Genomic DNA, 12,407 nt, shown 5'->3' with positions numbered 1-12,407 from the left:
TAATTTTAAAACAATTGAAATATGAATCTTAGTTTATTAGTAGATAATTTAACTAACCCGGCCCTATTGTTTTTTGTGTTGGGAATTATAGCCGTCTATGTAAAAAGTGATTTAGAAATTCCGGATAACACCTCTAAATTTATATCACTATACCTTCTTTTTTCAATTGGTTTTAAAGGCGGTCAGGAATTAGCGCACAGTCACTTTAGCGTAGACATAATTTGGTCAATCGTTTTTGGGGTATTGATTGCAGTAATAATTCCATTCTATACCTTTTTTATTTTAAAGAAAAAGTTTAGCATCGAGAATTCGGGCGCTATTGCTGCGGCTTATGGGTCCGTGAGTGCAGTTACCTTTGTAACGGCCATCTCTTTTTTAGAAATTCAAAACTATACTTTTAGCGGCCATATGGTTGCTGTAATGGCGCTTATGGAGGCTCCGGCTATTATTATTGGTGTAATCTTAATTCGGCTGTTTAATAAAGAACACGTTCAGAAAACTAAAATGAGTACAATTGTTAAGCACTCTTTTACTAACGGAAGCGTACTCTTAATTCTTGGAAGTTTGGTTATTGGGTTTTTAGCCAGTGAACAACAGGCTTTAGGAATTAAGCCGTTTACTACTGATATTTTCAAAGGGTTTTTGGCTTTATTTTTATTGGATATGGGAATTGTTAGTGGACGAAAATTAAATGATTTTTTCAAAAGTGGCTGGTTTAGCGTCTTTTTTGCTATTGTTTTTCCATTGATCAACGGATGTATTGTGGCTTTCTTAAGTCAATTCGTTACCGAAGATGTTGGGAATCGTTTTATTTTTGCGGTTCTGGCGGCCAGTGCTTCTTATATTGCCGTTCCGGCCGCGATGAAAATAGCCGTTCCAAAGGCGAATCCAGGGATCTTTTTACCCATGGCTTTGGCAGTAACGTTTCCTTTTAACATTACTTTTGGGATGCCTATTTATTTTTCAATTGTATTGTCTCACATTTGATATGTTGCTTCGTCCAATGTGCCATACATATTAATTGTTTCAGAAACTATAGTTAATAACAAGAATTAGTATAAATGTTAAGTTTTTGAAGCAAAAAAACCTGCAAGGGTAAACTTGCAGGTTTAATTTATAGTTATTTACTCTTGAGTATGTTCACGAGCGGGACACTTGCGCTAGCTGGGGTCTTCGGTTGTTGTGGCTTTATACTTTGTGGACATTTTTTTGTATTATTTGTATTGTTTGCTCACTATTGTGGGCACAGTTTGCAAAACTGCGCTAACTATTTTGGTATATCGGTGCGATCAAGTTTCATTGTTGGTGCTGCGCACGCAACGAAACCCTAGATGTTAGGCAACGTATTTTCTATTTACTAATTAATTTGATTATTAGAATTGCAGGTGCTACCATTAATGATATATAAATTAGTTTTGTCCTTAAAAAATATTCAAACGGAACTATAATATTTTCATACCATTTCACTTTATAATAATCTGGATAACTTAAACGAAATTTTTTATTATCAATTGGTTCGTGATTTTCGTATTTACGTAAAATTATTTGATATTTTTCTTGAAGTTTAAAACAAAATTGCATTTTTTCTTTTTCTGTTGCATCAATTTCATAAGATTTGTAATTCTGTAATTCATTGTAAACATCAGCTAAATCAAGCGCACAGTCGTGAAAGTTTTTAGCTTTTACTAAATAATTTTGTGTGTTTTCAAAAACTGAGAAAATAAGTAGAAATATTGAAATTGCCGTAATAGCAAATGCAATCAAATTTGGGTTATATTCTTTTGCATTATATAAATTATAAACTGATAAGAAACCGAATATGATTAAATAAGCTGATAACAATGTTAGACCTAAATTGGAGTATTTAGCTGTTGTTTTATTTCTCGTGTCTGCATAAAATCTAGTTCCTTTAGTTGACCAAATTTTATGTTTTAGTTCTTCGAGAAAATCTTTATCCAAATGTTCTTTTCCTTTTTCTTTTATAAAAGTTGATTTACTTTCTTTGGTCATTTTTTACTTTTTTTGTAATATGTTGCCTAACTTGTACATACTCGCTGCTCTATAGCCATTATGCACCCAAAATTGGGTAGATTGTCGCTGTTAAATAGCGGATTATTTACAAATATATAAATAATCCTTTACAAATTATCAATTGGTTAGTCCTTTTGCTGAACGAAGTTATAACCTTAAAATGTTGTAAATAGCCCCGATAGAAGCGATAATCCTTTGCTTTGGCGGGAGCCAAAAGCAAAGGATTATCGCTTCTATCGGGACGAAAGTAATTTTGGAAAACAATCGTTCTGCTCCAAAAAAAAAGCTGCCCAAGGTTGGACAGCTTTAGTATTTTGGATATTCCGAAGCAAGTTTAGAATAGAGATTCATACTTACTTCATAAAATGGGTTCTCTGCTTATTTAATCAGCTCAAAACTTCTTTTCACAAAAGCGGTCAACGCTTCTCCTTTTAATAGGTTTTGTGATAATTTAGCTAGGTCAAGCGCTTGTTTGACCAAACTTTCCTGAGCGTCTTTGTCTTTATTGTTTAGAATACTTGTTGCCAATTCAGAATTTGTATTTACTACCAAATTGTACATTTCCGGCATATTTCCCATTCCAAACATTCCACCGCCACCAGACTGACTCATTTCCTTCATTCTACGCATGAATTCCGGTTGCGTGATGATAAATGGGGAAGCATTGCTATCTAAAGCTTCCAGTTGTACGGAGTACGTTTGTTTAGGAACAATAGCTTCTAAAACAGTTTTCAAGTTGGTTTGCTCTTCCTCCGATAATTTAGAAATAGTCGTTTCCTCTTTTTTAATCAAATTATCAATATGATCTGAATCCACACGTACAAACGTCATGTTGCTGTTATCGCCTTCAATTTTTTGAATTAAATGCGAGATAATTGGAGAATCAAGCACTAATACTTCATACCCTTTCTCTTTTGCAATTTCGATATAAGAGTGTTGCGCTTCTCTGTTTCCAGCATATAAAACCACTAATTTCCCGTCTTTATCCGTTTGATTTGCAGCAAGATTTTCTTTTAATTCTTCCAGCGTGTAATATTTGCCATCCACTGTTGGATATAATACAAACGCTCCTGCTTTTTCGTAGAATTTATCTTCAGAAAGCATTCCGTACTCCAAAACGATTTTGATGTCATTCCATTTTTGTTCAAAATCTGCACGATTTTCGTTGAATAACGATTTCAATTTATCCGCTACTTTACGCGTGATGTAATTGGAGATTTTCTTTACCGCGGCATCCGCTTGCAATCCAGAACGAGAAACGTTCAATGGAATGTCCGGTGAATCGATAACTCCTTTCAACATGGTAAGGAATTCAGGAACAATTCCTTCTACATTATCTGTTACGTACACTTGATTTTGGTACAACTGAATTTTATCTTTCTGAATTTGTAAATCCGAACCTAATTTTGGAAAATACAAAATACCAGTTAAATTAAACGGATAATCTACATTCAAATGGATGTGGAATAACGGCTCTTCAAATTGCATAGGATAGACTTCTCTGTAGAAATCCTTGTAATCAGCATCAGATAATTCAGTTGGCTGTTTCGTCCAAGCCGGATTTGGGTTGTTGATGATGTTGTCAACTTCTACTTCAGTAAAAGTTTTATCGATATCTTCTGCAGCAACTTCTTCACCCTTTTTTTGTTCAATTTTTTCTTTTTTGGTTCCAAATTTAATTGGAATAGGCATGAACTTATTGTACTTATTTAGGAGCTGATTGATTTTTGAATCTTCTAAAAATTCTAAAGAATCTTCGGCGATATGCAAAATTATTTCTGTTCCGCGAGTGGTTTTGTCAGCTGGTTCTAAAGTGAATTCCGGGCTACCATCACAAGTCCAGTGTGCACCAGGTTCATCTTTGAATGATTTAGTGATGATTTCCACTTTTTCGGCTACCATAAAAGCAGAATAGAAACCAAGACCAAAATGGCCAATAATTCCAGAATCTTTAGCGGAATCTTTGTATTTGTCCAAAAATTCCTCAGCACCAGAAAATGCGACTTGATTGATGTATTTCTCTACTTCATCCGCCGTCATTCCTAGACCTTGATCGATGATGTGTAGTTTTTTGCCTTCCTTGTCGATTTTTACTTCGATAATTGGGTTGCCATATTCTACTTTAGCTTCACCAATACTGGTTAAATGTTTTAATTTAAGCGTTGCATCCGTTCCGTTAGAAATTAATTCACGCAAGAAAATTTCGTGATCACTGTATAAGAATTTCTTGATTAAGGGAAAGATGTTCTCTACTGAAACATTAATTTTACCTGTTGTCATATTTTGAATTTTTAAGTTTATTTTTATGGATAGAATTCTTTCAAATAGAATACCAATTCTAATAGAAGTGACAAATTGTCGCAAGCGTTAATTATGATATAAAATAATTTAATTCTGAAACAATCTTGTTTCATTGCTTTGTATATTTGTGTAAGTATTAATTCATTAAAATTTAAGAAAATGAAAAAAGTTATTTTATTGTGCACATTAGCGGTTTTGATGTTTGCATGTAAGTCAACATCAGCAACAAGTACAAATACAGATAGAAAATCTCAAGTAGCAATAAAAGGGAATTGGGTAATCAGTTCAGTGACTTATCCTGGTTCACAATACATTAAAGTGAACACTTTTCAGATTGCAGACTCGGAATGTTTTGTAGGTAGTAATTGGAAATTTGTTTCAAATAATAACAAAGGAAATATGGCTTTGACAAAAGCCAATTGCATCACATTCAGTTCGCCAATTACTTGGTTTGTGAATAATGAAGGTCAATTTGTGCTTAAAGTGCTTAATGCGGGAGAAAAAGCTAGAAAAGTTAGAGAAGGGTATGTTTTAAATCTAGCCAATCAAACTGAAACTTCCTTTCAATTGATTGATAAAATTGATGTAGGAGGAAAAATGACAGAGGTGTTGTACCAGTTTCAAAAAGTTAATTAATTAGTAAAAAATAAAAAATAGAGATATGAAAAAGATTTCAGTAGTTGCAATAGCAACAATAATGGTTATAGGTTCACTATTCACAAGTTGTGAGTCCTTAAAAAACACTAACAAAACACAACGAGGTGTAGCCATTGGAGCTGCAGGTGGTGCGGTTTTGGGAGGTATTCTTGGGAATAATGTAGGAAAAGGGGGTAAAGGCGCCATGGGAGCTGTATTAGGTGGTGTTATTGGTGGTGTTGCCGGAGGCGTTATTGGTAATAAAATGGACAAACAGGCCAGAGAGATTGATGCTGTTCTTCCAGGAGCAGAAGTAGTGCGTATTGGAGAAGGAATCAAATTAGTTTTGAATGAAAATGCGGTTCGTTTTGATACCAATAAATCATCTTTGACTGCCAGTGCAAAAGCAAACTTAGATAAACTAGTTCCTGTTTTTGCAGAATATCCGGATACTAATATTACTATTTATGGATATACAGACAACACGGGTACCGCTAGTTACAACTTAAAATTATCAGGCCAAAGAGCCGCATCGGTTAGAAATTATTTGAGTAGTAAAGGAGTTTCTTCTAGTAGATTTCAAGTTACTGGTTTAGGAATTGCTGATCCAATTGCTTCAAATGAAACAGTTGATGGCAGAAGTCAAAACCGTCGTGTTGAATTTGCTATTACTGCAAATGAAAAAATGATTAAAGATGCCGAAGCTGAAGTGAAAAACTAAGCAAAAAAATACCATAAAAACAAAGGCTGTTTCGTCAAGAAGCAGCCTTTTTTTGTGGCCAAATTTAATTAAACATTGTAAATTTGTACTCTTAAATACAAACGATGCTCGAGATAAAAGATATTTCCTTTACTTATATTGATTCCCCCGTTATTGAAAATGTTAGTTTTACTATTGCCAAAGGTCAAAACACTGCTATTATTGGCGAAAGCGGTTGTGGCAAAAGTACGTTGTTAAAACTCATATACGGATTATATGATTTGGATAACGGCGAAATCATTTATAACAAAAAACCTATTTTGGGTCCTAAATACAATCTTATACCAGGAGAAGAATATATCAAGTATTTAGCTCAGGATTTCGATTTAATGCCCTATGTAACCGTTGCGGAAAATGTAGGCAAGTTCTTGTCGAATATGTATCCTGAACAAAAGAAAGCCCGTGTTCAAGAATTATTAGACATGGTCGAAATGACCGCTTTTGCAAAAGTAAAAGCGAAGTTCCTAAGTGGCGGACAGCAACAACGAGTGGCTTTGGCCAGAGTTTTGGCTTTGGAACCCGAAATTATTTTGCTGGATGAACCTTTCAGCCAAATTGATTCCTTTAGAAAAAATTCGTTGCGCCGCAACTTATTTAGGTATTTAAAAGACAAAGGGATTACCTGTATTATCGCCACACATGACAGCACCGATGCATTGTCTTTCTCTGATGAAACGATTGTGGTTCAAAACGGAAAAGTGGTAGCAAAAGGGAACTCAAAAACACTATATCAAAACCCGGCTAATAAATACATAGCCTCGCTTTTTGGGGAAGTAAATGAATTAAAATTATCTCAACTAATAGCGCTTGAAGGCGAAGAGGATGTTGCACTTTTATTGTATCCGCATCAATTGAAAGTGGTTGACAACGGAATGTTGCAAGCGGTTGTAAAACAATGCTATTTTAAAGGAAGCCATTATTTAGTTAAAGCAGCTTTTGAAAGAAGGGCTATTTTCTTTGAACACGATTCAGAATTAGAACGCAATCAGGAAGTAACCTTGATGATTGCTTAAGGATATCCTGTAATTTTATAAGGAATTACAAAGCAAAACCCCAAAATCAATGTGATTTTGGGGTTTTGCTTTGTAAGTTGGTATTGCCTATCCGAATTAATTTTTTAAATACTTTTCTAAGAACTGATCTTGTTCCCAAAGCAAATGTAAAATGTTCTCTTTGGCTACATAACCATGTGCTTCTTTTGGCAGAATTACCATTCTTGCCGGAGCGCCCAAACCTTTCAAAGCTTGAAAATAACGTTCCGTTTGCAGGGTGAACGTTCCCGGATTATTATCTGCTTCACCATGTACTAAAAGCATAGGTGTTTTCATTTTGTCTGCATTCATAAAAGGCGACATCGTATTGTATACTTCAGGAGTTTCCCAGTAGTTGCGTTGCTCCGTCTGAAAACCAAAAGGAGTTAACGTTCTATTGTAAGCACCACTTCGAGCAATTCCACAAGCAAAAAGATTAGAATGAGTCAATAAATTAGCCGTCATAAATGCGCCATAGGAATGACCACCCACAGCTACTTTTTTTCTATTGATGTACCCCATTGCATCTACCGCATTAATGGCTGCTTCAGCATTGTCGACTAATTGCGTCATGAAATTATCATTAGGTTCCGTTGTTCCTTCACCAATAATAGGGAAAGCCGCATCATCAAGCACCACATATCCTTTGGTAACCCAATATACGAAGGAACCATAACTAGGAAAAGTAAATTCATTCGGGTTTTGTGTGCTTTGTCCTGCTGAATTTTTGTCTTTGTATTCTGCTGGATACGCCCAAATCAGCAATGGCATTTTCTCTTTTTTGACTTTGTCGTAACCCACAGGTAAATATAATGTTCCAGACAATTCAACACCATCTTTACGTTTGTATTTAATTACTTCTTTACTCACGTTTTTAATGCTTTCAAAAGGATTTTTGAACGCGGTAATAGGTGTCAGTTTATTTTTTTGTTTGATATTTCGAAGGTAATAGTTTGGATACTCATTTTTAGACTGGATTTGGACTAAAACAGTTCCTTTTTTGAAGTCTTCAATCTCTAATAAATCTTCTTTTTTATCGCTGTAAGTTGAAGTATACAAGCGGTTTGCTTGTAACGTATTCAAATTAAATTCGCTAATAAAAGGGAATTGTCCGTTTTTAGTAAATCCGTTTCCTATGAGGAATGCATTGTCCTTTTCGATAGCCAACACATAACGGTTGTATTGGTTTTTGCGAGTTTCAAAATTCCCAGGATCTGAATACACATCCTGAGAGTTTCTATCAAAAATAACTTTAGGTGTCTGACTTGGGTTTGAAGGATTGATTAAATATGTTTTGGTATTGCGCGTGTCATACCATTCATCTGTAATTATGGCGGTGTTGTCATTTCCCCAAATGATTCGGTCGTAGCGTTGCGGTGTTTTAACAAGGGAAGTAGGTGTGTTTTCAAAAGGGGCGTCCCAAAGGAAAACTTCGTCTCTGAATGCTACTTTATTGGCTGGATCTCCCGCATCTAATGCCTCGGCAAAAACTAATGTTGCTGGTTTGTCTGTTCTCCAGCTCATGTTTCTTTTTCCTTTGCGAACGGCCATGAAGCCTTTTGGAATGATTTCAGTCAGCGGTACTTCATTGACTGCTTTTACTTCGTTTCCAGCTTTATCATAGATTACTGATTTTGATGGAAAACGACTTAACGGAACGATGTATGAAAATGGTTTTTGAATGGTAGTCAGCATGATATAATTTCCGTCAGGAGAGAAACTTTCTCCGGCATACATTGCTGCGTTTTTGAATAAAGTGATGGTTCCGTTGAGGGTTACTTTGTACAATTCAGAAGTCATGATGTTTTCAAAATTGATTTCATCATTCTTATTTTTCAACATGTCCGGATAGGTTCTATTCTGTGATTTCACACCATCAGCGTTAGAAATTATAGGACCGGTTGGTAAATCTTTTTTAGCATCCAAAAGCGCTATTCTATTTTTGGGTAGCATTTTTACCAAAATAGTTTCATTGTCATTCATCCAACTGAATGGATTGCCAAGATTTGCATTTACAGTAGCCGCTGTTAATTTAGTGGCTTTCGCCGAAGCAACATCGATGAACCAAAGCTCAACTCCGGTAGCTGTAGTGTGCGAAAACAAGATTTTTTTATCATTGGGTGACCACGCGATATTACTGATACGAGGATTTGTTGGCAAGCCTAAAACGGGTATTTCATTTTTGTCTTTTATTTTACGTAATTTCAGGTTGTTCACATACGTGACTGTACTCGAAATATTAGTGATTGGATTGATACGCAATCCGCCCAAGCGCAATTCGTCCTGATTTAAATCATCCAGCGATTTGTAGGTATTTCTATAGGACAAAAGCAGGTATTCCTTTTTTGTGTCCATGGATACCGAAGGAGCTCTTTCATAATCTGCTAAATCCAAAATGGATTGGGAGGGTTTCTGATAGCTAAGGTTTTCTTGTGCAAAACCAGTTAGGCTGAGCCCAAGAAATAGAAATAAAGGAAATTTTAACTTCATAGTTTGAATGATTTTAAATTAGGGTGGGTAGTGACAATAATTGGTCTAAAATAATTCAATGTTGTTACATTTGGTGAGAAATATTTCTTTTTAACGTTTTAAGCTTAATGCTGGCACTAATTTAAATTTATTTCGCAGCTGTCTAGAGGTTTTATCTTCAATAAATAAAGGGAAAAAGGGTTAAAATTTGTCGGAATTTTTTTTTGGTAAAAAAACAGTACTTTGTGAGCTCAAATTTTTAAGTATGTTATAAATTTGCACTCTTATTTTAATAAAATAATAATAATATGTATCATTCTAAAATAGCAGGATTAGGTTATTATGTTCCCGAAAACGTGGTTACTAATGACGATTTATCAAAAATCATTGATACCAATGACGAATGGATTCAAGAAAGAACTGGAATTAAGGAGCGACGACACATTATAAAAGGGGAAGATACAACGACTTCTATGGGAGTTAAAGCGGCCGAAATTGCAATTGAGCGTTCTGGTGTTGATAAGGAAGCAATTGATTTTGTAGTTTTTGCTACATTAAGTCCTGATTTTTATTTCCCAGGTCCCGGGGTTTTAGTGCAACGGGATTTAGGCTTAAGAACTGTTGGAGCATTAGATGTAAGAAATCAATGTTCGGGGTTTATTTATGCATTATCTGTTGCGGATCAATATATTAAAACCGGAATGTATAAAAACATATTGGTTATTGGATCTGAGGTACATTCTACAGGATTAGACATGTCGACGCGTGGTAGAGGGGTTTCTGTTATTTTTGGAGACGGTGCCGGAGCAGCAGTTTTGAGCCGAGAAGAAGATTTAACAAAAGGAATTTTATCTACGCATTTACATTCTGAAGGGCAACATGCGGAGGAATTAATTGTAAAAGCGCCAGGAATGGGAGGTCGATGGATTACTGATATTTTGGCAGATAATGATCCGGAAGACGAAAGTTATTTCCCGTATATGAATGGACAATTCGTATTTAAAAATGCGGTGGTTCGTTTCAGTGAGGTAATTAATGAAGGATTGCAAGCAAATAATTTGCAGGTTTCGGATATAGATATGTTGATTCCACATCAGGCAAATTTGAGAATTTCACAGTTTATCCAAAAGAAATTTAATTTGAGCGATGATCAAGTGTATAATAATATTCAAAAATACGGTAATACAACCGCAGCTTCTATTCCGATTGCTTTGACCGAAGCCTGGGAAAAAGGCAAAATAAAATCAGGAGATACAGTAGTTTTAGCTGCTTTTGGAAGTGGATTCACTTGGGGAAGTGCAATTATTAAATGGTAAAATCCTACGATGTTTAGCACTTCATTTACAGCTGTTTCCATGTAAATGTCTCAAGCCTGCACAATTCTTTGTGCAGGCTTTTTTATTTAAAGACTATGTTTTAAATTTGAAAAGCCAAATAAAAATTAATCAAAATACACCTAAAATGACAAATCGTAGAAATTTTATTAAAACAGCAGCCATAGCTTCGGCGGCTGTTGCATTTAATTCATTCAAAGGGAAACCGGATGAGGATAATGATTTTTTATCCCAAAAAGGGAACAAGCCGATTGTACTTTCTACGTGGAATTTTGGACTTCAAGCAAATGCAGCTGCATGGGAAATCTTAAAAGATAAAGGACGTGCTTTAGATGCTGTAGAAGCCGGAGTAAAAATTCCGGAAGCAGATCCAACAGAGCGGAGTGTGGGGTATGGCGGAAGACCGGATAGAGAGGGTCGCGTTACACTCGATGCGTGTATTATGGACGAAAATGCTAACATAGGTTCCGTAGCGTGTTTAGAATTTATAAAGCATCCCATTGCTGTTGCTCGAGCAGTGATGGAAAAAACGCCACATGTTATGTTGGTAGGGGACGGAGCTTTACAGTTTGCCTTGTCTCAAGGTTTTGTTAAAGAAAATTTATTAGTCGAAGAATCTGAAAAGGAATGGAAAGAGTGGTTAAAAACGAGTCAATATAAACCCATTGCCAACATTGAAAATCATGATACTATTGGGATGATTGCTTTGGATGCTGACGGAAATTTATCCGGGGCTTGTTCGACAAGTGGCATGGCTTTCAAAATGCATGGTCGCGTTGGAGATTCTCCAATTATTGGGGCAGGATTGTATGTAGATAATGAAATAGGCGCTGCAACAGCCACAGGACATGGAGAAGAAGTGGTGCGAATTTCAGGCTGCCACTTGGTTGTGGAGTTGATGCGCCAAGGTAAATCCCCTCAAAAAGCCTGTGAGGAAGCGGTTGCCCGAATTGTACATTTAACTAAAAAAAGAAACAAAAATTTAAAAGATATTCAAGTTGGCTTTATAGCCTTAAACAAAAAAGGGGAATATGGGTCGTATTGCATTCAGGGAGGATTTAACTATGCTGTTAATGATGAAACTGGAAACCGATTAATTGATGCGAATTACTTTTTGAAATAAATGAAAAAAGTACAACTGGAAATCGCATGTTTTAATCTTGAGTCGGCGATTATTGCACAGCAAAACGGTGCTGACAGGGTTGAATTGTGTGCTAATATGAAGAATGGAGGTACAACACCCAGTTTTGAAATGACAAAAGCTGCCAGGGAAGTTCTGACCATTGAATTATATGTTATGATTCGGCCCCGTGCTGGGAATTTTAGCTATTCAAACTCTGAATTGGAAGAGATGAAATCAGCAATTCAGATGTTTAAAAAGCTACAGGTAGATGGTTTTGTATTTGGAATTTTAAACCCGGATGGTAGTTTTAATGCAAAACAAAATAGGGATTTAGTACAATTGGCTAACCCATTTCCTTGTACTTTTCACCGTGCTTTTGATGAGATTAGCAATAGAGATGAATCGCTGGAATCAATTATAAAATGCGGTTTTAAAACCATTTTGACTTCAGGGCAAGGAAATAATGTAGTGGAAGGAATAGCGGTACTGACCCATTTAATAGAAAAAGCAAACGATCGGATTATCATTATGCCAGGCGGCGGGTTGCGAGCTGCGAATAGTGTGTTATTAAAAGAAAAAACAAAGGCTATTTTCTATCATTCCTCTGCTATAACAGATTCAAGTGATGTCCCAAATCAGCAGGAAATACAATCCATAAAAGCGAATTTAGAATTTATAGGAAAGTAATTTGATCGAAAAACCCGGAGTTGGCATACTCCGGG

The 12,407-nt window shown here is 35.7% G+C and carries 10 protein-coding genes; 7 read left to right on the top strand and 3 right to left on the bottom strand.

Translation table 11 applies throughout. From position 1 onward, the window contains the following. Positions 1-21: 21 nt before the first annotated feature. Positions 22-987 carry a sodium-dependent bicarbonate transport family permease gene (locus AC0608_RS00955; protein ID WP_478287814.1) on the top strand — a complete coding sequence of 322 codons (966 nt, stop codon included), beginning with the start codon at positions 22-24 and terminating at the stop codon, positions 985-987. A 363-nt stretch (positions 988-1,350) separates the two neighbouring features. On the opposite strand, the gene AC0608_RS00950 is transcribed toward AC0608_RS00955, so the two are convergent. Further along, positions 1,351-2,010 carry an SLATT domain-containing protein gene (locus AC0608_RS00950; RefSeq protein ID WP_478287813.1) on the bottom strand — a complete coding sequence of 220 codons (660 nt, stop codon included), beginning with the start codon at positions 2,008-2,010 and terminating at the stop codon, positions 1,351-1,353. A 399-nt stretch (positions 2,011-2,409) separates the two neighbouring features. Continuing rightward, positions 2,410-4,311 carry a molecular chaperone HtpG gene (gene htpG, locus AC0608_RS00945; RefSeq protein ID WP_478287812.1) on the bottom strand — a complete coding sequence of 634 codons (1,902 nt, stop codon included), beginning with the start codon at positions 4,309-4,311 and terminating at the stop codon, positions 2,410-2,412. A gap of 180 nt (positions 4,312-4,491) precedes the next feature. Here htpG and AC0608_RS00940 point away from each other — a divergent pair, with 180 nt between their 5' ends. The 3 genes from AC0608_RS00940 (at position 4,492) to AC0608_RS00930 (ending at position 6,741) form a co-directional block, all read left to right on the top strand. Next, complete coding sequence (locus tag AC0608_RS00940; RefSeq protein WP_417958368.1) at positions 4,492-4,968, top strand: lipocalin family protein; 477 nt, start codon at positions 4,492-4,494, stop codon at positions 4,966-4,968. 25 nt (positions 4,969-4,993) lie between these two features. Further along, positions 4,994-5,689: a YiaD family glycine zipper/OmpA-like lipoprotein gene (locus AC0608_RS00935; protein ID WP_417958366.1), complete on the top strand. Its 696-nt coding sequence runs from the start codon at positions 4,994-4,996 to the stop codon at positions 5,687-5,689. A gap of 104 nt (positions 5,690-5,793) precedes the next feature. Beyond that, a complete protein-coding gene (locus AC0608_RS00930) occupies positions 5,794-6,741 on the top strand; it encodes an ABC transporter ATP-binding protein (protein ID WP_478287811.1) in 948 nt (315 codons plus the stop codon). Positions 6,742-6,837: 96 nt separating this feature from the next. On the opposite strand, the gene AC0608_RS00925 is transcribed toward AC0608_RS00930, so the two are convergent. Continuing rightward, the gene (locus AC0608_RS00925; protein WP_478287810.1) at positions 6,838-9,249 is read right to left on the bottom strand and encodes an alpha/beta hydrolase family protein; all 2,412 of its coding nucleotides are present in this window, start codon (positions 9,247-9,249) and stop codon (positions 6,838-6,840) included. A gap of 287 nt (positions 9,250-9,536) precedes the next feature. Between AC0608_RS00925 and AC0608_RS00920 the strand changes: the two genes are divergently transcribed. From AC0608_RS00920 to AC0608_RS00910, 3 genes are all read left to right on the top strand, one after another. After that, positions 9,537-10,544 (top strand): 3-oxoacyl-ACP synthase III family protein, encoded by a 1,008-nt coding sequence (locus tag AC0608_RS00920; protein ID WP_478287809.1) that lies wholly within the window; start codon positions 9,537-9,539, stop codon positions 10,542-10,544. A 145-nt stretch (positions 10,545-10,689) separates the two neighbouring features. Then, entirely contained in the window at positions 10,690-11,685 is a 996-nt protein-coding gene (locus tag AC0608_RS00915) for an isoaspartyl peptidase/L-asparaginase family protein (protein WP_478287808.1), read from the top strand. Then, positions 11,686-12,372 (top strand): copper homeostasis protein CutC, encoded by a 687-nt coding sequence (locus AC0608_RS00910; RefSeq protein WP_478287807.1) that lies wholly within the window; start codon positions 11,686-11,688, stop codon positions 12,370-12,372. It abuts the gene before it with no gap. Positions 12,373-12,407: the final 35 nt, after the last annotated feature.

The sequence above is a fragment of the Flavobacterium sp. GNP008 genome (assembly GCF_056428965.1).
This window is presented reverse-complemented; position numbering and strand designations above follow the sequence as displayed.

What these genes read in the sequence shown, in the direction of transcription:
- AC0608_RS00955 (WP_478287814.1), top strand. Translation starts at nt 22, where the DNA reads ATGAATCTTAGTTTATTAGTAGATAATTTAACTAACCCGGCCCTATTG.
- AC0608_RS00950 (WP_478287813.1), bottom strand. Translation starts at nt 2,010, where the DNA reads ATGACCAAAGAAAGTAAATCAACTTTTATAAAAGAAAAAGGAAAAGAA.
- htpG (WP_478287812.1), bottom strand. Translation starts at nt 4,311, where the DNA reads ATGACAACAGGTAAAATTAATGTTTCAGTAGAGAACATCTTTCCCTTA.
- AC0608_RS00940 (WP_417958368.1), top strand. Translation starts at nt 4,492, where the DNA reads ATGAAAAAAGTTATTTTATTGTGCACATTAGCGGTTTTGATGTTTGCA.
- AC0608_RS00935 (WP_417958366.1), top strand. Translation starts at nt 4,994, where the DNA reads ATGAAAAAGATTTCAGTAGTTGCAATAGCAACAATAATGGTTATAGGT.
- AC0608_RS00930 (WP_478287811.1), top strand. Translation starts at nt 5,794, where the DNA reads ATGCTCGAGATAAAAGATATTTCCTTTACTTATATTGATTCCCCCGTT.
- AC0608_RS00925 (WP_478287810.1), bottom strand. Translation starts at nt 9,249, where the DNA reads ATGAAGTTAAAATTTCCTTTATTTCTATTTCTTGGGCTCAGCCTAACT.
- AC0608_RS00920 (WP_478287809.1), top strand. Translation starts at nt 9,537, where the DNA reads ATGTATCATTCTAAAATAGCAGGATTAGGTTATTATGTTCCCGAAAAC.
- AC0608_RS00915 (WP_478287808.1), top strand. Translation starts at nt 10,690, where the DNA reads ATGACAAATCGTAGAAATTTTATTAAAACAGCAGCCATAGCTTCGGCG.
- AC0608_RS00910 (WP_478287807.1), top strand. Translation starts at nt 11,686, where the DNA reads ATGAAAAAAGTACAACTGGAAATCGCATGTTTTAATCTTGAGTCGGCG.